We start from the raw sequence: 20,385 nt of genomic DNA, 5'->3' as shown, positions 1-20,385 counted from the left end.
CCTTCTTCTAAGCGCGCCGTTCCTGCCGAGAATCACGCGGTTAGGCAACCACCCTTTTGAGTCGATCAACCAAAACCGACCTTGCGGCCATAATATCCCTGCGCCGGTCCTGAAAAAAATGACGTTCGAGGAAGAAACCGGTAACGCGCAACCCGTCAAAAATGTCATTCCATTCGGGTTTTACCGGCTCCCGGAAGAAGGCAGGAAGCGGTAAAAGACGTTGCTTATATTCCTGTCCGGCGAAGGCGCTGACAGCGGCAGCGCTTTTCGGGCTGATATAGACCAGATCATCAGTATTTCCCGTGACCGCACATTTATCCAGCGTCAGTCCGAATCCGAGTTCCGATAACAGCAGCAATTCGTAACGTACCAGGGCTACCGCCCACCCCCTGGCAGACGGAGCACTGCAGATGGCATCGAGCAGGGCCGATAGCGCCGTGTGGATCTGTGGATAGCTATGCTCTTCCGGCAAGGTCGCGGCGGTCAATGAGGTCACCCAGTCCAGCGCAGCGCTGGCCAGCGGTTCGCCGAGAAACGGCCCGCGGCTCTGCTGTAATTCTACCGTCATCGATGCCAGCTGCTCTTCGGTCCGCGCGCGATAATCAGCCTGCACAACATTGGACGGGATCAGTACCGGCCGCATCGTCCGCGAATGCGCCCCACGCACATAGCCGGAAACCAGACCGTTTTCTGGCGTAAGCGAGCGTACCACCGCACCATGTTCGCCGTGCGAACGGACGGAACAGATGATTGCCGATGTTCGCAGGCTAGGCATGAAAATAATCGTAAATCTTTAGCGCCACCGTCGCAGATACACCGGGTGCGCGCTGCAGATCCTCGAGTGAGGCATTTTTTACCGCCCGGGCGGTGCCGAAGTGCAGCAACAGCGCCTTTTTGCGAGATGGCCCGATACCCGGCACGTCGTCCAGCGAACTATGACCAACCGCCTTGGCCCTTCGCGTCCGGTGCGCACCGATAGCAAAGCGATGGGCTTCGTCGCGCAAGCGCTGAAGATAGAATAGCACCGGACTGTTCATCGGCAGGTTGATCTGACGTCCGTCCGGCAGGTGAAATGTCTCGCGTCCCGCATTGCGGTCCGGCCCTTTCGAGACGCCGATCATCACCACATCTTCGACACCAATTTCGGCCAGCGCATCCCGCGCGGCGCTCATCTGGCCCTTGCCGCCATCAATCAGCACGAGGTCGGGCCACTCGCCCTTGTCTCGGTCCGGGTCTTCCTTCTGCGCGCGGGAGAAGCGCCGCTCAAGCACTTCGCGCATCATTGCAAAATCGTCGCCCGGCGCGATATCGGGGTTTTTGATATTGAACTTGCGATAGGCGTTTTTGCGAAAACCCTCGGGGCCAGCAACAACCATACCACCGACCATATTCGTGCCCTGAATATGGCTGTTATCGTAGATTTCAATCCGGTCGGGTACCGCGTCCAGTTCCAGCAAGTCTACCATTTCCCGCATGATTTTGGCTTGTGTCGAGGTTTCCGCCAGACGCCGGGACAGGGCCTCCTCCGCATTGCGGCTAGCCTGCCCCAGCAATCTCCGCCGATCCCCGCGCTGCGGTTTGGAAACACTCACCTTATAGTCAGCCTTGGTACTCAGCGCCTCGGCCAGCAATTCCGTGTCCGGCAGTTCCCGGTCCAGCAACACCAGTTTCGGCGGCGGCATCCGGTCATAAAATTGCATCAGGAAACTCGAGAACACCTCGTCGATATCAACATTGCTGGTGTGCGCCGGAAAAAAACTGCGATGGCCCCAGTTCTGTCCGCCACGAATGAAGAATGCCTGGATACAGACCGTCGACCCCTTGGCCGCCAGCGCGAATATATCCGAGTCCGGCAGACCCTGCGCGTTGATCGCCTGATTGCCCTGAATGAAGGTCAGTGCTTTCAGCCGGTCGCGATATACCGCTGCCATTTCGAAATCGAGAGCATCAGAGGCTTTCTCCATGGCCTCGCCCAGCTTGTTCTGCACCGCGGTGGATTTGCCCGAGAGAAAATCGCGCGCATCCTCGACGAGCTCGGCATATTCATCCTTCCCGATCCGGTCGACGCAGGGCGCCGAACAGCGCTTGATTTGGTAGAGCAGGCAAGGCCGCGAACGATTGCTGAAAAAACTGTCGGTGCAGCTCCGCAGCAAGAACAGTTTCTGCAGCGCGTTGATCGTCCGGTTGACCGATCCGGCGCTGGCAAAGGGACCGAAATATTGCCCTTTGGTCCGCTGCGCACCGCGATGCTTGGTGATCCGCGGAAAATCATGATCCTCGCGCAACAAAATGAAGGGAAAGCTCTTATCATCGCGCAACAAGACATTATAGGCGGGCCGGAATTTCTTGATGAGCTGCGCTTCGAGCAAAAGCGCTTCGGCTTCGCTGCCGGTCGTCACGATCGTCATTGAGCGAGTCTGTGCCACCATCCGCATCAATCGCTGCGGCAACCGGTTCATGTGGACATAAGCGCCGACACGGGCCTTTAGCGAGCGCGCCTTGCCAACATAGAGCACATCGCCCCGCTTGTCCTGCATCCGGTAAACACCCGGACGTGTGGGAAGAGTATTCAAAACCTCGCGGATTGCCGCCATCCCGGCCTCGAGATCGGGCGTATCCCCCTCGCCGCGCACGACGTAAGTCGCCTTATCCTCGTTGAAACGGGAAGCGGCATTGGGTTGATCAGGACGGTCGGCCTTGGACATGAGGCCTATCTAGGATGGCGGGCAAAAGTTTGCCAGTCACAAGATGTCATCCTCTTCCACCAGGGAAGAGGAGAACGATAAATTAATTGAGCGCCTTGCCGAGATCGCCAATAGCCTTGTCGACCAGATTCTTGTCTGCCGCAGAATCATGGCGTGCGGCGATCAGGGTCTGCGCGGCCTGGGTCGCGGCGGTTGCAGCCTTGGCCCGAACTTCGGCCACGGCCGAACGCTCTGCCGCGCCAATTTTTTCTTCTGCCATTTTCTTCCGGCGGGCGATCAGTGCTTTGGTATCGGCCTCTGCCTTTTTGACCAATATGGCGGCTTCCTTTTCGGCACTTTCCATCAGCGCTTCGGCTTCTGCCTGCGCACCGGCGGTCTTGGCTTCATATTCGGCTTTCAGCGCTTCGGCTTCCTTGCGAAGGTTGGCGGCTTCATCGAGAGTCTTCTTGATCTCGGCGATCTGCTTGTCGAGCATTCCGCCAATGATTTTCGGAACTTTTGCCCACAGCATGATGCCGAAAACTATCAGCATCCCGACGGAAACCCAGCCGGTTGCATTCAGTCCGAGCGCAGTAGGCTCTGCACCTTCTGCCAAAATCGTCAATAGCATGGTCTATCTCCTTCAGCAGGCGCTTAGAAAGCGGCCTTGACCGCCTTTTTTGCGTCGGTAGCCGTAACCTTGGCACCGGAAACCGTTGCGACAATGGCTTGCGCCGCATCGACAGCAACAGTCTCAATTTCGGCGAGAGCGGAACTCTTCGCCGCTTTCAAGGCAGCGTCCGCTTCGTCAGCCTTTTTCGCGATAGCTGTCTCAGCCCGCTTGATTGCAGCTTCGTTCTTTTTGGCTGCCTTGGCTTTGGCTTCGTTAACCTTGCCAACGGCATTGGCCCGCGCTTCGTTGATGCTGGCGCGATAATCGGCCTCGATCTGCTCGGCCTTGTCTTGCGCCGCCTGAGCTGCAGCAAGATCATCCTCAATCCGCTTCTGGCGATCATCGACCGTCTTGCTGATCTTGGGCACCATATTCTTGGCGATACCAAAATAGATGATTCCGATCACGATCAGCAACCAGAAAAACTGGCTACCGTAGACTTCCAAGAGCTGACTAATTTGAGGCATTATTCACCCGTAATTTCGAAACGCAAAACCGGCTTGTGGGTGGAGCGGCCGTAGCCGCTCCAATCCAGATTAAGCAGCTGGTGGTGCGTAGAGAATGATCATTGCGACAGCGAAAGCAATCAGGCCGAGCAATTCAGCAGCAGCGAAGCCGATGAACAGACGTCCCTGCTGGCCGTCAGCTGCAGATGGGTTACGCAGAGCGCCTTCAAGGAAGGAACCGAAAACATTACCAACACCGGTAGCAGCGGCACCAACGCCGATTGCAGCCAGGCCAGCGCCGATTACTTGTGCAGAAGAGAGATCCATTTTTTAACTCCGTTTTGTAAAACTAGGATTGAAAGTAACTTAGTGAAGATTTTCCGCATCGTTGATGTACAACGATGTAAGAAGAGCGAAAACATAGGCCTGAATGGCGCAAACCAGCAATTCCAGCGCACTGACAAAGGCGATGAAGATGATGCTGAGTATTGCAACCAGAAGGCTGGCACCGCCGGCGTCTAACGACTGGATGACGAAATTGGCGAACACCTTGATCAGGATATGGCCAGCGATCATCGCAACGAACAGCCGCAACGCGAGGCTGAACGGGCGTACGAGGAAAGACAATAGCTCAACCATGAAGATCAGCGGAATCATCGGGATCGGGGTGCCATGCGGGATGAACAAGCTGAAAAATTTGAAGCCGTGTTTCCAGAAACCGACGATCAGGACAATCGAGAAGCTGATCGCTGCCAGCAAGCCGGTGACGGTAAATTGGCTGGTGACGGTGAACGGATGGATGCCGGGAATGATCCCGAAGGGCATCATGCCGAGCAGGTTTGAGAACAGGATGAACATGAACAGGGTGAAAACCCATGGCGTGTATTTCTTGCCGTTGGGGCCAATGCTGGTGGCGATGATATTGTCGACAAAACCGACAACGCCTTCAACCATGATCTGCCAGCGTCCGGGAACCAGCTCGCGCTTCATTCCGCCCATCATGAATACGTAAAGACAACCAAGGACGACAAACATCCAAAGCGCGCTGTTGGTGAAGCTGATCTGCTGACCGAACAAAGTGAAGCCATCAAAGATGGGCTGCACTTCAAACTGGTGCATAGGATCAATCTTGCCTTCTGTAGCCACTAATCTAACCCCTGATCGTCAATCGTCATCATCTGGTATCGCCGTGCCGATGTCGTCCACCGGCTGGCTCGAAATCACATAAATTTTCCTGAACGCTACTCCCGTTCCAAGGAAGAAGAACAGCAACAGGAACAATGGCGTCGTTCCCAACCAGGTGTCAAATAGCCACCCGAGGAGGAAACCAGCAGCCACGCCTCCGATCAAATAGCTTAGCACCCGCGCGCCGAGCCGCTGACTTTCGTCCGGCCCTTTGTTTCGGTGCCCTGCTTTGATCCGCTCTCTATTCTGTGCCGTTTCCAGTCGCTCTTCCAGCGATGAAACCCGCACATCCTCTTCGAGGGGATCCTGATCAGATTCGCTTGCCGTCATTTCATCCCTTTAAAAGCCCCAAAGAGCGCCAGAAAGAGCCACAAACAACAGCAGGCTGACCCGCCAAGGCGCGGCCCGTTTAGGAAAGCATGACGAGCAAGTCAACAGCCATGCTGCATTGCGGAAAATTGGCTGTTTTCATCGCTGGATATTCGCCAGATCAGGATCGGAAAATCCCGGTGTAGCGACACCGGAATTATGGCCCTAGAACAGCTTAGGCCTTGCTATAACCGTTCGTCCCTTCCCCAAACCTCCCACAAGCTGCCGCTCAGACAAGCTTTCCTTTTCCCTTTTCCACCGGTTTTATCACCCTTCCTACGGCGCTATATGCTAGCGCAGGCAGGATGTCGAAGCCGGGGAATATATGTGACCTTTGATTTGAAAAATCTCGATCTGTTCGTGCGCGTGGCAGCGCTCGGGGCGATTGGCAAAGCCGGCGCCGAATTCAATCTTTCGCCGACCAACGCCACCCAGCGAATCCAGGCTCTCGAATCCGATCTCGGCGTCAAGCTGCTTAACCGGACAACGCGTTCGATATCGCTGACACCCGATGGCGAGGTTTTCGTTGACCATGCCAAACGCATCCTCGACGCTGCCGAAGAGGCGCGCCAGGTTCTCTCCCAATCGACCAGTTCGGCATCCGGACTGCTCAGAGTTACCGCCTCGGCAACCTTCGGGCGCGCCCATATCGTGCCTTTTCTGGCAGAATTTCTCGAACGACACCCCGATGTCACGCTCGACCTCAATCTGACCGACACGGTTATCGATATAGTCGAGCAGGGCTATGAACTGGCTTTCCGGATCGGCGAACTGGCACCGTCATCGCTGCTCGCGCAGAAAATCGACTCCAATCCTGAATGGCTGGTAGCCTCGCCCGCTTATCTGGAGCGGGCGGGACGACCGCAAAAACCTTCGGACCTTGCGGACCACGCCTGCCTGCCGCTGGGCAATTTGCGTCATTGGCAGCTGACCGGACCTGAGGGCAAGAGTCACGATGTGACTGCCACGGGCCCGGTAACGGTGAATCATGGGGAAGCGATGAGCGTGCTCGTCCGCGCCGGAGTCGGTATCGGCATGGCCGCTCTATGGCATGTCGGCCCCGACATTCGGTCGGGTCGCCTGGTCCACGTGCTGCCCGACTATCAGATCGCACGGAAACCCAATATCTGGGCCGTGCGCCCGCCCGGCCGGGTGATGCCGGCCCGGGTCAAAGCCTTTCTCGATTTCATGCAACGGCGGATTATCGAAACAAACAGGCAACGCTACGGCGGGCTGGTCTGATCTTTTATTTTGATTTATAAAATAATATATTCCATTTTTAGGAGATAGAACCGATAATCGGAACTGTTATGATTGAGCCCAACAGCAATGGAGCAACTATCATGACCTTATTATCCGCTACCCAGAAATCATCATCCGACACGGCCGACCCTGTCTCGGATGACCAGCATATCATCCCTGCCAACGGTGACCGCACCCCTGCCAGACTGAACGCCGACCGGGACATCACCTATTTCGCCAAACACCGCCACACGGTGAAGGCCTTTGACCCCAACCGCAAAATCGCGCCGGAATATGTTGAGAAAATCCGTGACCTGCTGCGCTTCAGCCCGTCGAGCACCAATGCCCAACCATGGAAATTCATCCTCGCGTCGACCCAAGAAGGCAAGGAACGGATCGCAAAATCGACCGACGAACGCTATCCGTTCAACAGTCCAAGCATCCGCAACGCGTCGCACGTTGTCGTCTTCGCCAGCCGCCTTGCGATCGAGGAAGATTTTTTGCTGAAAGTCCTCGACCAGGAAGAACAGGACGGCCGCTTTGACGGCGATCCTGAAACTTTCCGCGCCCAGATGCACGGTGGCCGCAGCCTGTTCGTCAATCTTCACAAGCAGGATATGAAGGACGTCCAGCACTGGATGGACAAGCAGGTCTATCTCAACATCGGCCAGTTTCTGCTCGGCATATCGACGCTCGATATCGATGCGACGCCGATGGAAGGCATTGATACGAAGGTTCTCGACGAGGAATTCGGACTGCGCGAACAGGGCTATAACAGCCTCGTCGTGGTCGCTCTCGGCTATAGCGACGAGGAGGCCGATTATAACGCGAAACTGCCCAAATCGCGCCTGCCGCTCTCCGACATATTGATCGAAGCCTGAACCCGAGCGATCGAAAACCAATAGTCAAAGGACACCCGCAAAATGACGAAAATGACTTTTCTTTCGATCGCTACCGCACTCCCCGCAACCGTCGTGACTTGTCCACCCGCGGTCGCGCGAGAGGCACCCCCTGCAACCGTAGTGGCAGCAACCGCCAAAACCGTGGTACCGGACGATGTCTGATAGGGGCCGCTCAATACGGCGCGCGGGGACGCGAGCGGGAAATCTCTGGGGTGATCACACCACCGAAGGCGCTTCCGGCTTTCCGGTGCAGTTCGACGAAGACTTTGCCTCGCCGCCGCATATCCACAATATCACCTACCCGGGATCTTGTGATCGAGGGCTCGGTGCATAATGACGATCTCACCGCCGCCAAAATGTGGCTGCCCGCCGGTTCCTTCTAGACCCAGCCGACCGGTGAATCGCGTATTCCCGCAGCAGCCGGTACCGTCAATCTGACCTATATCGAGATCGCGCAAGGCCCCTTCACTATCAAGTGAAAAACCGACGGGGGCCCCTGCTTCATCTGCCAGACACAAGGAAATTCCATGACGAAAACGATTCTGATAACCGGTTCGACCGACGGGATCGGTCTGGAAACCGCCAAGGCGCTGAGCGCCGCCGGGCACAGGATCCTGCTGCACGGGCGTAGCGGGCACAAACTGGCAGACGCCAAGACCGTGCTTGATACTATTCCGGGTCATGGACCCGTCAAGATATATGTCGCCGATCTGTCCGATATGGCTGCTGTAGAGGCGCTGGCGGTTGCGGTGACTGCGCGGCACGACCGGATTGATGTACTGATCAACAATGCCGGGGTCTTCGCTGTTCCCGATGCGCGGACAGCGGCGGGTCTCGACATACGCTTCGCCGTCAATAGCATTGCCCCCTATCTGTTAACCCGGCGCCTTCTGCCACTGCTCGGCCAGTCGGCGCGTGTGGTGAATCTGTCATCGGCGGCCCAGTCGCCGGTAGATCTGGATGCACTCGCCGGGAATGTGCACCTGTCCGACAGCGCGGCCTATGGACAGAGCAAGCTGGCCCTGACCATGTGGTCACGCAGCCTGGCGCAGGCAACCGGACCCGATGGTCCGATGATTGTCGCGGTAAACCCTGGTTCGTTTCTCGGCACAAAAATGGTGAGGGAGGCTTACGGATCAAAAGGCAATGATGTCGGGATCGGCGTCGATATTCTGGTGCGCGCGGCCTTGTCCGAGGAGTTCGCCGACGCATCCGGCCTTTATTTCGACAATGACAGCGACCAGTTTGCCCGTCCGCACCCGGATGCACTGGACCCACGGAAGTGCGAGCAACTTATCCATGCTCTTGACGCGATTTTGCGGCTTTTGGCATCGGGGACGAAAAGCGACTGTTGAGAGCAATATCCTTGTGTAACATCGCGCAAGCATATTATGAGAGACCATGCCCGCTGTCGCTCCAGAAATCGCCCTTCTCGTTCTCGGCATCCTGCTATTGGCCACCGTCTTTGCTGGGACGTTATCCAGCCGATTCGGATTGCCTGCACTGATCGGCTTTCTTAGTCTCGGAATGCTGGCAGGAATAGACGGACCGGGCGGAATCGCGTTCGATAATTACCAGCTCACCCAGGGCGTCGGGATTGCCTGCCTGATCTTCATTCTATTTTCCGGCGGACTCGATACCGACTGGCACGATATTCGCCGCGTGGCCTCGCCCGCGTTGATGCTGGCAACGTTCGGCGTTTTGATGAGCGCGGGAATCGTCGCCCTCGCTTCGATCCTTGTCCTCGACTTCGATCCGTTTCAGGGCGCTCTACTCGGTGCGGTTGTCGCGTCAACGGATGCTGCGGCGGTCTTTGCAATCCTGCGTTCGACCGGACTTGATCTGCATGGCGATGTCCCGGCGTTGATCGAGGTGGAATCCGGGTCAAATGATCCGATGGCAATTTTTCTGGTCGGCTCTGCGCTGACGTTCATGACTGTCCCGGATTTTTCGCCGTTCGCACTGGCGCCCGGATTTGCCATACAAATGGCGATGGGAGCCCTGATCGGCCTGGCTACAGGCTATTTGTTGCCTGAATTACTCAAGCGCACGCAATATCGGCACGGCGGCCTTGCCTTCGTGATTTCAATTGCCGGCGCACTGATCGCCTACGGACTTGCAGAACTGTCAGGCGGCAACGGTTTTCTGGCGGCCTATGTCGCCGGCCTGGTTGCAGGCAACCGCGTTTTTGCGGCCCGTCGCATATTGTCCATCTTTCAGGATGGAATGGCCTGGCTCGCACAAGTGGTCATGTTTCTTACCCTCGGCCTGCTTGTCACCCCGTCCAATCTTGTCGACGTCATCGGTCCCGGACTGGCCATTACCTTCATCCTGATGTTTGTGGCTCGACCGGTCAGCGTTTTCATCTGTCTCGCGCCTTTTCGTCGTTTCGACTGGCGGGCAAAGCTGTTCGTCTCCTGGGCCGGACTGCGCGGAGCGGTACCCATCGTGCTGGCGACATTCCCGATGGTCGCAGGCGTTCCGGGCGCTTTCACAATCTTCAATATCGTATTTTTTGTCGTGCTGCTGTCGAGCATCATACAAGGGCCTACCATCAGCTGGGTGGCCAGCAAGCTTCGCATCACGGCAACGGATAATGCCGCGGCCGAGACGGTTCCTGTCCCGACGGACGGGGAAAAAGACAACCGCTGAGCCACTTGACAAGGAAAGCAAAGAAAAAGGCGCGCCAGTTCGACTGACACGCCTTTCCGATATTGCCTGTTGTTAACGCCAGCTCAAGGGCAACGAGAATCCCGAACGGGTTCAGAACTGTCCCGCGTATTCCATGTGCCGCTTGGCGTCTGGTATTTCTCGCCGGGAACCGTTCGCATGATCAGGTTGCAGCCCGATGTGAAAGCAAATTGCTCTACCGTCGAATTGGTTTCCTGCGCCTTGCGGGTATAGGCCGCCTTGCGCTTGATATTGATATCCTCGACCAGCGCCTTGATGGCGGGGGAAGGCGAGGAGACAAAACCGAGATAGCCATCCGGTTTCTCGCCAATCTTGCCCGCTGCGCGCGCCGCTGCATAAGCGGGATCGCGTTGCGCCATCACAGGTGCGGCGGCGACTGCAGCCAGTGCCAATCCGCCAAACGCCGCCAAGGCCTTGTTTTTCTTTGCATATTTAAACATTAGAAAATATCCGCTTCTTGGTTGATCAGGTCTTTGGCATCGCCGTCCAGGCGATAGACCACTTCCTGCTTGATATTGATATTGAGGTTGATGACAATCGGCTTGTCCGGCGCAGCGACCTGCACACAGGCGGAAAGCCCGATCATTGCCCCCAAAACCAGGCTGGTGGTGGTTAAACTCCTCATCTTGCAGCGAATCGCATCATATGACCGATCCGTCAATTGGCTTGTCTGATAAAGCATCGTCGCTTTCCCCTGGCTGAATAGATTATTCATCTTCTTCGAGAACCTTCACCGCTTCCTTTGCGCGGGCTTCCTGCGCCCGCAGCAACGCCGGCAAATTCTGCCCGACCAATATTTCCGGTTCATAATAGGATTTGGCGCTGCTCATCAATTGCATGAAGGGAGCCTCGATCCGGACATTAAACTGGATCGGAATGCGGGCAAGCTGCTTCGTGATAAAATTCTGGCTCGCACCGTCGCCCTGCTGCAGCCCGTCGAACTTCACCTGGGTAATAATTTCCCCCGCAATATCACCATCCATCCCGATGGTAAGATTGCGATATCTGATAGATTTGAGCGCGTTGAACGCATAATTTGCCATCGTGCCCATATCTTCATATGTGAGCTCTCCGACATAGGCGAGCGTGCCGCCGCCCTCACGCGCGACCAGATAGCCGCCGACAACCCGGCCGCCCTTCTGATCAAAGACCATCGGCAACTTACCGTCGAATACCCCGGTTGCGGTCATATTCTCGAAATCGAACTGGGTCAGGAACTGCGACGCATCCACTCCTTCTACCGTGAATTGCAGACGCCGCTCGGCTTCTTCGCTGAGATCGAGAATCGTCGGTTCGAGATAGAGCCTGCCGCCCGCGAAAGGCCATTCCCCTGCCTCAACCTGCAGCTTGAAATCCGGAAGCAGACGGTAGCGGATTTGCCCGTTGAAGACCGCGATACCGGGATTGACCTCGGACAGACTGACGATCTGGCCCGGACCGGTTTCCAGTGCGAGAAGATCGGAAAACTTGATCTCACCAGCAAGGCCGGTCACCGGACCGAACGCTGCAGCAAGGTTCATTCCGTTCGTGCGAAAGGTTCCGTTGCTCCTGATGCCATTTTCAGTTGAATCCCAGTCGATCCGCCCGCTTCCCGATACTTCGCCCTGAACATTGGCGATCACGCCTAGCGTCAACGGCGTGAGCTGCTCTGGCTGCAACCGATCGGTGAACATCAACGATGGCACGTCGATCAGCGCCCTCCCTTCGCTATTGTTCAAAGCATGAACAATGTCGATCGCCGCAACAGCGGTCTGGGTTTCCGGCTCTCGAAGCAAACCCGTGGCAGAAAGGTCATTGCCGTCAAACCTCAATTTTACGTCGTTGCTGACCAGAGGCCGGAACCGCTCAACCTGCTGCTCGTCACGGACCCGCAGGCTGGCATCGGCAAGGAATGCGCCATTCTTATAGTCCCAGTCACCCTCGATATTTTCCATCAGGAGCGGAACATTGGCAACTTTCCCGGAAGCGCCTTCTATCCGACCGGACAGGTTACGTCCAAAAGCGGCATTCAGCACCGCCATGTCGAGACTCGTCATGCTGTCCTCTGTGCCGAGCCGGACGCCGACATTTTGCGCCTGCAGGCCGTTGGCCAGCGAAAACCCGAGCATGCCGCTCGAAATGGACAGTGGTGTACCACCCAGATCACCCTTCAGATCAAGCGAAGGCGCGTTGGCCGCGATATTCACGCCCGATCCGTTCCCGCTGACGATTGCATTCCCCTGCGGACATAAACGTGCGCTGGTCGGTCCGGCGCGTAGCGATGCTGTGCGCAGGCTGGCAAATTGCAGATTCACACATTCGCGAAACAGTGCGAAATTGCCGTTTCTCGCGACATAGCCGCTGACCGGCACTTGCAGCCCGGTAATCTGTCCGTCGCCCAGTGGTCCGGTCAGGATGATCCGCCCGTCGATATTGGTTCCGCCCTGACGGGTAGGAGAAAAGGCCAGCACAGGGATATTCAGCTGTGACGAACCGGCCCGATAGGTTGCCATTTCGACCCGCCCCGAAAATCCGCGAGACAGGCTACCATCGTCGAGCACCAATTTGGCATTGGGGAAACCGCCGCCTGCCAATAGGATATGTCCGTCGGCGAGCATCCGGATATTCTTCTTGGTAAAGGCCAACAGCAACGGGTCGCTCAACGTCATCGCGGCTCCGGACCGCGCGCGGGCGGCCAGCGCATTGAACGCCAGGGTCGTCTGCCCGGTTCCTTTGGAAAATTTGATGTCACTGGATATGTCGAGACCTTTGCCGGCCAACTGAAATGCTCTTGCAAGCCTTTCTGCGATCAGAGCAACCGGTGTCCCGGCAACCGATTGAGAGAGGTTGCTGCTCTGCTGCAATAGATTTTGTGCGACCTGAACACCGCGAATTTCCGGCTGTCCGGCAAAGCTGGCGGTCATCGGATCAGCATCATAACCGAACGCGAACGGACCATTTATTCGTGAAACATCGGCGCGACCGTAAGGGAACTTCAACCCGGTCGCGGTAAGATTAATATCGCCGCTGCTCTGCGCGAGATCACCAGCCAGCTTGACCGAAGCCTTGATTTCCTGACCGGAATAACCGGCATAGCGCAGCGGTCCACCGAGCAGGCCGACGTTGCCCGTCCAACTGGCCAGATCTTCGCCCAGATCAACCGAAACCTGAGCGGCAAAATCTTCCGCTGTCAGATCGAGGTCACTGCAAGCCACACCGGGCAGCCGTAACGGCCCCTCCAAATGTGGCTTCTTGCCGCGAATCGCTATCTCCCCAAAAAAGGTCGGCTTCTCTATCGCGCAGCCCCCGGCGTCCAGATTCTGGCTGATCGCCGCGATTTCTCCACTGAATCCATCATGCAATTCGCCCTGACCATTTAAGGCCAGACCCACAATCCCATATTCGCTGTCGATGCGCAGCTTTGCATCGGTCAAACCCAGCCACATGTCCGGCAGCGCAAGCGGACTGTCATCTTCCGGATCGGTAAATTTGTCGACTTCGCCAAAGCTGAGTTTGCCCTTATCCAGCCGCCCGAACAGCCGCACACCGCTAGCCCGAATCCAGTTGATACCGATACCGCCCACAGACAGGCTGTTGCCGACTTCGACCAGTTCGGCGGTCATGTCCGGTCGCTCGGGATCACCGATCACCAGATTGCGGATGACCTGTTTGCGCAGGCCGATTTCCTCTATCTCGTAGCTGGCCGTCACATCCATCTGGTCCAGTTCGGACTGGATGGCATTGTCGGCGAGTGTCGTTCGGCTGATCCACAGGACGATCAGCGCGAGCAGGATCAGAACAAGCAATATCCCGCCGAACAGTCGAAACCGGGTGCGGCGACCGACAGGGTCATTGGCGATTTCTTCTTCCATCGCAGATGAAATGCAGAAGTCTGCATTAAGTTGCAATGTACAAGTGTCTGAACAGACCAGTTTTTGCACACGATCCATCCATTGGACAATTTCGGCCCATTTTGCCGCTTATCGATTAAGTTCTCGTTTTGTTCTGATAACAGGCACCGCATGCCCGACGAATATGACGTCCAGCCAATGTCGCCCCGAGACAGTAGCGGTCACCGCGCCCGTCTTCGGTATCGTATATTGACCGGTCAGGGTGCCGGACTGCACGATCACGAGCTGGTGGAATATCTGCTTGCATTGGCCATTCCGCGTCGCGACACGAAGCCGCTGGCCAAGAAATTGATCGAGGAATTTGGCGGATTTTCGGGGCTATTGGTCGCTGATGCGGATGCGCTGGCAAATTTTCCCGGCATGGGAGAGACCAGCGTCGCTGCGCTGAAAATCGTCCAGATCGCCGCATTGCATCTGATTTCTGCACCATTGCGGAATCAACCTGTTCTGGCGAGCTGGCAGGCTTTGCTTGATTATCTGCGGGCCGACATGGCCCATCTCTCCCACGAGCGGGTACGGGTTTTGCATCTCGACAGCAAGAACCGGCTGATCCGCGACGAACTGGTCAGCGAAGGGTCGGTCGACCAGGCCGCCATCTATACCCGTGAGGTTATCAAACGGGCGCTCGCGCTCGGGTCGGCGGCGATCATTCTGGTCCACAATCATCCCAGCGGCGACAGCACCCCCAGCCGGCAGGATATTGCCATCACAAAGGATATCTGCGACGCGGCACGTACGCTCGGCATTGCGGTCCATGACCATATCGTCATTGGTCGGGACGGCCACACGTCCTTTCGCTCGAAGGGATTGATCTGAACAGCCCCAGAATCAAAACAAGCCTTTTGGACCGGCGCGCGCCGCCAATATTTGTAAAAAGGATGAATTGGACGACGACTTAGATCACGCCCCCGTTGGCGCGCACTATCTGGCCGTTGATCCAGCCGCCGCCCGGCCCGACAAACACGGGAACGGCGCGCTATAGAAGCGTCAATGCCGCGGGACGCGCCCGTAACAATTGCGACGCGATCGGATGAAATGCTCATCATGCTGTTCTTGTCAGTGAAAGTGGCCGGGGCCAGACTATCGCTGGTTGTGGGTCGCCGATATCAGCCGTTGGGCGGACACCGTCGCCGATAGATGGCCGGCACCATCATCTATATTCGGCATCGATATAGGAACGCCATCAATAAAGGAACATCGGCATATCTTCGACCTGGATCAGGCTGGCGCGATACTGGTTTGCATCATAGAGCCCCGAGACATTGACGCCCTTGGTCGCCTCCAGCAGCGTCCCGATCGGCACCGCGCCGTAATTGCCATCGGTTAGACAGACCATATTGGCCATCCGGTCCTGCTCGATCAGCTGTACCGCCAGTGCGCCAAAGGCAAAGCCGACCATCCGGTCCATCGCGTCCGGTTCCCCCGCCCGCATCAGATAGGCCAGTTCCTGCACAATCGTCCGCTCGTCGCTGCGTGCCTCGATTTCCCGCGCCAGCTGCGTCCCGATATTCAGGCCATCGCGATTGGTGTTCGACTTGTTGATTTCATCCACAAAATCCGTTGCGCCAGACAGCTTGGCTCCCTCGGACACCAGACATATCGCGTAGGATTCGGGATTGGCATCCTTGTCACCGAGCAGCAACGGCAGCAGGACATCCATATCAGCAGGCACTTCGGCGATCACCGTCCGGTCAGCCTGCGAGAGGAATCCCGAGAGCAAGGCGGTTTCCCCGGATCTCCGTCCGAACAGTTCAATCACCGCAATGCGCTCATGGCTTGCCGCCGTTGTGCGCAGCGAGTTGATCGCTTGCACCGAACGGGTAACGGCGGTGGAAAAGCCGATGCAGTAATCCGTACCGTGAACGTCATTGTCCATGGTTTTGGGAATGGAAATTACGTTGCGACCGAGGCTCGCCAGATAGGCCGAAAAACGCAATGTGCCATCACCACCCATGGTGATCACGGCATCAATCTTCAGCGCATCAAGCACATCCAGGACCTTCTGCGTCTGGTCGCCCTGATCCGTAACCCGCGGATCACAGCGGGAACTGTGCAATATCGTACCGCCCTGCCGGTCGATTCCGCGCACTCGTTCCCTGTCGAGCATCATGACGCTGTTTTCGCTCGCCCAGGGATCGGCGGGGTCAATCTCCAGCACCCCTTCCCAGCCACGGCGCAAACCGACCACATCCCAACCACGCTGCCATGCCGAGGTCGCAATCGACTGAATACAGGGATTGAGGCCCGGAACATCGCCGCCGCCGGTAAGTACTGCCAATCGCATTTTATTCTCCCTGTTTCCGCCGCTCCATTGCCGACTCAATTCGTAGGTGCTAGCGGGGCCGCAAATCAAGGCACTTCATTGCCGTAATCAAACCCTTTGTCCAAGGACCAATCATGATTCCACGCTATTCCCGCCCCGAAATGGTTGCCATCTGGGAGCCTGAATCGAAATTTCAAATCTGGTTCGAGATTGAAGCCCATGCCACCGACGCCCTCGCCGAACTGGGCGTGGTCCCCAAGGAGGCAGCAGAAGCCATCTGGGCCAAGGGCAAGTTTGATGTGGCGCGCATCGACGAAATCGAGCGCGAGGTGAAGCATGACGTCATCGCCTTTTTGACCAATGTCGCGGAAAATGTCGGCGAAGAAGCACGTTTCATGCATCAAGGCATGACCTCCAGCGACGTTCTCGACACTTGCCTCGCAGTCCAGCTCGCACGTGCGTCGGATATATTGCTCGCCGATATTGATGCGCTGCTCGCGGCGATCAAGAAGCGTGCGTTCGAGCATAAATTCACACCGACCATCGGACGGAGCCACGGCATCCACGGTGAACCGGTGACCTTTGGCCTGAAACTCGCGCAAGCCTATGCCGAGTTTGAACGCAACCGCGAACGGCTGGTTGCCGCACGCAAGGAAATTGCGACCTGCGCCATTTCCGGCGCGGTCGGCACCTTTGCCAATATTGATCCGAAGGTTGAGGAGCATGTGGCAGAGAAACTGGGTCTCGAAGTCGAGCCGGTTTCGACTCAGGTCATCCCGCGCGACCGCCACGCACAATTTTTTGCCACGCTCGGCGTCATTGCCTCGTCGGTCGAACGGCTGTCCGTTGAAGTCCGCCATCTGCAGCGTACCGAAGTGCTCGAAGCCGAGGAATATTTTTCGCCGGGCCAGAAGGGCAGCAGCGCGATGCCGCATAAACGCAATCCGATCCTGACCGAGAATCTGACCGGCCTTGCCCGTATGGTGCGCAGCTATGCCCTGCCGGCGATGGAAAATGTCGCGCTCTGGCATGAACGCGATATTTCGCACAGCTCGGTCGAGCGGATGATCGGACCAGACGCGACGATCACGCTGGACTTTGCCCTCGGACGGCTGACCGGCGTTATTGAAAAGCTACTGATCTATCCCGAGCGGATGCAAAAAAATCTCGATCGCATGGGCGGCCTTGTCCATTCGCAGCGGGTGCTACTGGCGCTTACCCAGGCGGGCATCAGCCGCGAGGACAGCTATCGTATCGTCCAGCGCAACGCGATGAAGGTCTGGGAGTCGGACGGCGAGGTTGCTCTGCTCGACCTGCTCAAGGCCGATCCCGATGTCACTGCGAAACTCTCGGACGAAGAGCTCGAGGAACGGTTCAACCTCGACTATCATTTCAAGCATGTCGACACGATTTTTGATCGGGTATTCGGAGCAACAGCTTAGCATCCGCCCCATATCGTCTGGTCACCTGCCTTTTTTGGGGCTAGGATAGCGCCAGCACAGAGAAAAGGTGAGTCATGCAATTTATCAAAATCCTGTTCTGGGTTCTTCTGCTGGTGGCAACCTTCATTTTCTGGTGGACCAACGAAGCGCGTTCTTCGCTCGATTTGGGTGCCGCGATTGTCGAGGCTCGCGTATCAACCTTTGTTGTCGGCGCGTTCTTGATTGGCTTCCTACCCACATGGCTGCTGCTGAGAGGCTCCAAATGGAGACTCTCTCGCCGGATCAAGACGCTCGAAGACGCTGCGAGGCCAGCGGTTGTGCGAACGCCGGCTGCTAACCCCACTCCCACTCCAACAGCGGCAGCAGAACCCGCTCCGGCCGTAACCTCCGTCAACAACGACAAAGCGACAAACATATGACCAACCCCGTCTTTGTTGCACTCGACACACCCGATCTCGATCAGGCGATAGCGATTGCCCAATCGGTACAAGGACATGTCGGAGGGCTGAAGCTCGGGCTGGAATTTTTCTGCGCCCATGGTCATCATGGGGTACATGAGATCCAGAAACTCGATCTGCCGATCTTTCTCGATCTCAAATTGCACGACATTCCCAACACCGTCGCCAAGGCGATGCAGGCAATCAACATGCTGGAACCGGCGATCGTGACCGTCCACGCTTCGGGTGGCCGCGCAATGATGGAAGATGCCAAGGCGGCAGCGAACGAACATACCAAGGTGGTCGGTGTCACATTGCTGACCTCGCTGGACGAAAGCGACATGGGCAGAATCGGTTATCAGGGCACGCCCCATGATCAGGTCGTGCGGCTGTCCGAATTGGCGCGCGAAGCCGGGCTCGACGGCATCGTATGCTCTGGCAATGAAGTCAAAGCGGCGCACAAGATCTGGAAAGACGGGTTTTTCGTCGTCCCCGGCCTCCGCCCGAAAGGCGGAGCGATGGGCGATCAGAAGCGGGCGGTGACGCCGCAGCAGGCCCGCGACAATGGTGCGAGCGTGCTGGTCATTGGACGCCCGATTACCGGAGCAGAGGACCCCAACGCGGCAGCGCGGGCGATCGAGGCGACGCTTTAAACAATCTTGTCTTAAATAGTCTCGTCATCCTGAACTTGTTCCAGGACCCCGTCAGATTGCGCATTGGCTCGAGAGGTCCTGAAACAAGTTCAGGATGACGAATAACAATTGGCGCGTTAATACGCCTCGCATGAAAACCCAAATCAAAATCTGCGGCCTCTCGACCGAAGCCGCCATCGACGCAGCCATCGAAAATGGTGCCGGCTATATCGGCCTTGTCCATTTCGAGAAGAGCCCGCGCCACGTCTCGCTGGAACGGGCGGCCGCGCTTCGCACATATGCGGCACAGCGAATCAAGACGGTGCTGTTACTGGTCAACGCCGACCCGAAAGCCACTGGCATGGCGATCAGCGTGGTCAAGCCGGACGTCATCCAGTTCCACGGCAGCGAGACCCCGGACTGGCTGAAGCTGGTCGCCGACAATAGCGGCCTTGAAATCTGGAAAGCGCTCGGCGTGAAGGACAAGCCGACGCTGGCGAAATCCAGTCGTTATGTCGGCGCTGCCGACCGGTTGCTGTTTGACGCACCGGCCAAGGCTTTGCCCGGCGGCACCGGCACGTCCTTTGACTGGTCCCTGCTTGCGGGTCACGACCACCAGATCGACTGGGGCCTTGCCGGCGGGCTTGATCCCGACAATGTTATCACCGCGCTCAATGCCACCCACGCTCCCTTGGTGGACGTGTCCTCGGGCGTCGAATCCGCGCCCGGCGTCAAACAAGTGGACAGAATCGCCGCCTTTTGCCAAGCGGTGCGGGATTATGACGCCGCAAATCACTAGCAGGCCGTTAGCACTGAGCTTGTCGAAGTGCGCTTTGCGACGATAGGCGTCCTTCGACAGGCTCAGGACTAACGGATAAATCCATGAACGACACACCTCCCAACAGCTTCCGCAACATGCCGGATGACCGCGGCCATTTTGGCGAATTCGGCGGACGCTATGTCGCCGAAACCTTGATGCCGCTGATCCTCGATCTCGAGAAACATTATCGCGCGGCGCAGGCCGATCCGGCGTTCGAGGAGCAGTTCAATGACCTGCTGCAAAATTATGTCGGTCGCCCTTCCCCGCTCTATTATGCTGAAAGCCTGACCGAGGAAGTCCGCAAGGATGCGCCCCAGGGCAAAGGCGCGCAAATCTGGTTCAAACGCGACGAGCTGAACCACACCGGTGCGCACAAGATCAACAATTGCGTCGGCCAGATATTGCTCGCCATGCGCATGGGCAAGACCCGGATCATCGCAGAAACCGGCGCCGGCCAGCATGGCGTGGCGACGGCAACCGTCTGCGCCCGCTTTGGCCTGCCCTGCACCATCTTCATGGGCGCGACCGATGTCGCGCGGCAGAAGCCCAATCTGTTCCGGATGAAATTGCTCGGGGCGGAAGTGGTCCCCGTGACCAGCGGCGCGGCGACGCTGAAAGACGCGATGAACGAGGCGCTGCGCGACTGGGTCGCCAATGTCCACGACACATTCTACATCATCGGCACCGCCGCCGGTCCCCATCCCTATCC

24 protein-coding genes are annotated in these 20,385 nt (G+C 57.2%); 13 read left to right on the top strand and 11 right to left on the bottom strand.

Features of this window, described 5'->3' with window-relative positions; all coding sequences use genetic code 11:
- Positions 1 to 40 precede the first annotated feature (40 nt).
- The 7 genes from recO to ACN0VD_RS11490 form a co-directional block, all read right to left on the bottom strand.
- Positions 41 to 775, bottom strand: a complete 735-nt coding sequence (gene recO, locus ACN0VD_RS11520) for a DNA repair protein RecO (RefSeq protein WP_417594357.1) — start codon at positions 773 to 775, stop codon at positions 41 to 43.
- On the bottom strand, positions 768 to 2,705 hold the full coding sequence (uvrC, locus tag ACN0VD_RS11515) for an excinuclease ABC subunit UvrC (protein WP_417594355.1): 1,938 nt from the start codon (positions 2,703 to 2,705) through the stop codon (positions 768 to 770). Before uvrC ends, recO begins: the two co-directional genes overlap by 8 nt.
- 82 nt (positions 2,706 to 2,787) lie before the next feature.
- Positions 2,788 to 3,315: a F0F1 ATP synthase subunit B gene (locus ACN0VD_RS11510; protein WP_417594353.1), complete on the bottom strand. Its 528-nt coding sequence runs from the start codon at positions 3,313 to 3,315 to the stop codon at positions 2,788 to 2,790.
- A 23-nt stretch (positions 3,316 to 3,338) separates the two neighbouring features.
- Positions 3,339 to 3,824, bottom strand: a complete 486-nt coding sequence (locus tag ACN0VD_RS11505; protein ID WP_417594351.1) for an ATPase — start codon at positions 3,822 to 3,824, stop codon at positions 3,339 to 3,341.
- Between the two features lie 69 nt (positions 3,825 to 3,893).
- Positions 3,894 to 4,130 carry a F0F1 ATP synthase subunit C gene (locus tag ACN0VD_RS11500; protein ID WP_074205680.1) on the bottom strand — a complete coding sequence of 79 codons (237 nt, stop codon included), beginning with the start codon at positions 4,128 to 4,130 and terminating at the stop codon, positions 3,894 to 3,896.
- Positions 4,131 to 4,169: 39 nt separating this feature from the next.
- Positions 4,170 to 4,922, bottom strand: a complete 753-nt coding sequence (locus tag ACN0VD_RS11495; protein ID WP_417594486.1) for a F0F1 ATP synthase subunit A — start codon at positions 4,920 to 4,922, stop codon at positions 4,170 to 4,172.
- 45 nt (positions 4,923 to 4,967) lie between these two features.
- Positions 4,968 to 5,318, bottom strand: coding sequence for an AtpZ/AtpI family protein (locus ACN0VD_RS11490; protein WP_417594349.1), 351 nt, complete (start codon positions 5,316 to 5,318; stop codon positions 4,968 to 4,970).
- Positions 5,319 to 5,684: 366 nt separating this feature from the next.
- Between ACN0VD_RS11490 and ACN0VD_RS11485 the strand changes: the two genes are divergently transcribed.
- The 7 genes from ACN0VD_RS11485 (at position 5,685) to ACN0VD_RS11455 (ending at position 10,153) form a co-directional block, all read left to right on the top strand.
- Complete coding sequence (locus ACN0VD_RS11485; RefSeq protein WP_417594347.1) at positions 5,685 to 6,599, top strand: LysR substrate-binding domain-containing protein; 915 nt, start codon at positions 5,685 to 5,687, stop codon at positions 6,597 to 6,599.
- A 101-nt stretch (positions 6,600 to 6,700) separates the two neighbouring features.
- Entirely contained in the window at positions 6,701 to 7,480 is a 780-nt protein-coding gene (gene nfsB, locus ACN0VD_RS11480) for an oxygen-insensitive NAD(P)H nitroreductase (RefSeq protein WP_417594345.1), read from the top strand.
- A gap of 42 nt (positions 7,481 to 7,522) precedes the next feature.
- Positions 7,523 to 7,663 (top strand): hypothetical protein, encoded by a 141-nt coding sequence (locus tag ACN0VD_RS11475; protein WP_417594343.1) that lies wholly within the window; start codon positions 7,523 to 7,525, stop codon positions 7,661 to 7,663.
- Positions 7,656 to 7,835 (top strand): DUF4437 domain-containing protein, encoded by a 180-nt coding sequence (locus ACN0VD_RS11470; RefSeq protein WP_417594341.1) that lies wholly within the window; start codon positions 7,656 to 7,658, stop codon positions 7,833 to 7,835. The genes ACN0VD_RS11475 and ACN0VD_RS11470 overlap by 8 nt, the downstream gene beginning before the upstream one ends.
- The gene (locus ACN0VD_RS11465) at positions 7,813 to 7,884 is read left to right on the top strand and encodes a DUF4437 domain-containing protein (protein ID WP_417594484.1); all 72 of its coding nucleotides are present in this window, start codon (positions 7,813 to 7,815) and stop codon (positions 7,882 to 7,884) included. The genes ACN0VD_RS11470 and ACN0VD_RS11465 overlap by 23 nt, the downstream gene beginning before the upstream one ends.
- Before the next feature lie 144 nt (positions 7,885 to 8,028).
- The gene (locus ACN0VD_RS11460; protein ID WP_417594339.1) at positions 8,029 to 8,856 is read left to right on the top strand and encodes an SDR family NAD(P)-dependent oxidoreductase; all 828 of its coding nucleotides are present in this window, start codon (positions 8,029 to 8,031) and stop codon (positions 8,854 to 8,856) included.
- 46 nt (positions 8,857 to 8,902) lie between these two features.
- Positions 8,903 to 10,153, top strand: coding sequence for a potassium/proton antiporter (locus ACN0VD_RS11455; protein ID WP_417594337.1), 1,251 nt, complete (start codon positions 8,903 to 8,905; stop codon positions 10,151 to 10,153).
- Positions 10,154 to 10,236: 83 nt separating this feature from the next.
- Here the strand turns inward: ACN0VD_RS11455 and ACN0VD_RS11450 are convergent, their stop codons facing one another.
- From ACN0VD_RS11450 to ACN0VD_RS11440, 3 genes are all read right to left on the bottom strand, one after another.
- Positions 10,237 to 10,632: a YdbL family protein gene (locus ACN0VD_RS11450; RefSeq protein ID WP_417594335.1), complete on the bottom strand. Its 396-nt coding sequence runs from the start codon at positions 10,630 to 10,632 to the stop codon at positions 10,237 to 10,239.
- On the bottom strand, positions 10,632 to 10,817 hold the full coding sequence (locus ACN0VD_RS11445) for a YnbE family lipoprotein (RefSeq protein WP_417594333.1): 186 nt from the start codon (positions 10,815 to 10,817) through the stop codon (positions 10,632 to 10,634). The genes ACN0VD_RS11450 and ACN0VD_RS11445 overlap by 1 nt, the downstream gene beginning before the upstream one ends.
- Positions 10,818 to 10,899: 82 nt before the next feature.
- On the bottom strand, positions 10,900 to 14,112 hold the full coding sequence (locus tag ACN0VD_RS11440) for an intermembrane phospholipid transport protein YdbH family protein (protein WP_417594331.1): 3,213 nt from the start codon (positions 14,110 to 14,112) through the stop codon (positions 10,900 to 10,902).
- Between the two features lie 81 nt (positions 14,113 to 14,193).
- Between ACN0VD_RS11440 and radC the strand changes: the two genes are divergently transcribed.
- The gene (radC, locus tag ACN0VD_RS11435; RefSeq protein WP_417594329.1) at positions 14,194 to 14,898 is read left to right on the top strand and encodes a RadC family protein; all 705 of its coding nucleotides are present in this window, start codon (positions 14,194 to 14,196) and stop codon (positions 14,896 to 14,898) included.
- A gap of 367 nt (positions 14,899 to 15,265) precedes the next feature.
- Here radC and ACN0VD_RS11430 read toward each other — a convergent pair whose 3' ends face one another.
- A complete protein-coding gene (locus ACN0VD_RS11430; RefSeq protein ID WP_417594327.1) occupies positions 15,266 to 16,366 on the bottom strand; it encodes a 6-phosphofructokinase in 1,101 nt (366 codons plus the stop codon).
- Between the two features lie 113 nt (positions 16,367 to 16,479).
- Here ACN0VD_RS11430 and purB point away from each other — a divergent pair, with 113 nt between their 5' ends.
- The 5 genes from purB to ACN0VD_RS11405 all read left to right on the top strand — a co-directional run.
- Positions 16,480 to 17,787 carry an adenylosuccinate lyase gene (gene purB / locus ACN0VD_RS11425; RefSeq protein ID WP_417594325.1) on the top strand — a complete coding sequence of 436 codons (1,308 nt, stop codon included), beginning with the start codon at positions 16,480 to 16,482 and terminating at the stop codon, positions 17,785 to 17,787.
- 74 nt (positions 17,788 to 17,861) lie between these two features.
- The gene (locus ACN0VD_RS11420) at positions 17,862 to 18,206 is read left to right on the top strand and encodes a LapA family protein (RefSeq protein ID WP_417594323.1); all 345 of its coding nucleotides are present in this window, start codon (positions 17,862 to 17,864) and stop codon (positions 18,204 to 18,206) included.
- The gene (gene pyrF, locus ACN0VD_RS11415; RefSeq protein WP_417594321.1) at positions 18,203 to 18,877 is read left to right on the top strand and encodes an orotidine-5'-phosphate decarboxylase; all 675 of its coding nucleotides are present in this window, start codon (positions 18,203 to 18,205) and stop codon (positions 18,875 to 18,877) included. The genes ACN0VD_RS11420 and pyrF overlap by 4 nt, the downstream gene beginning before the upstream one ends.
- A 130-nt stretch (positions 18,878 to 19,007) precedes the next feature.
- Positions 19,008 to 19,655 (top strand): phosphoribosylanthranilate isomerase, encoded by a 648-nt coding sequence (locus tag ACN0VD_RS11410; RefSeq protein ID WP_417594319.1) that lies wholly within the window; start codon positions 19,008 to 19,010, stop codon positions 19,653 to 19,655.
- A gap of 83 nt (positions 19,656 to 19,738) precedes the next feature.
- The coding region (locus tag ACN0VD_RS11405) for a pyridoxal-phosphate dependent enzyme (protein ID WP_417594317.1) at positions 19,739 to 20,385 on the top strand (647 nt) is incomplete at its 3' end.

The organism is Parasphingorhabdus sp., assembly GCF_048267785.1.
Classification (GTDB): domain Bacteria; phylum Pseudomonadota; class Alphaproteobacteria; order Sphingomonadales; family Sphingomonadaceae; genus Parasphingorhabdus.
The sequence above is the reverse complement of the archived record's forward strand: the minus strand, read 5'-3'. Positions and strand labels throughout refer to the sequence as shown.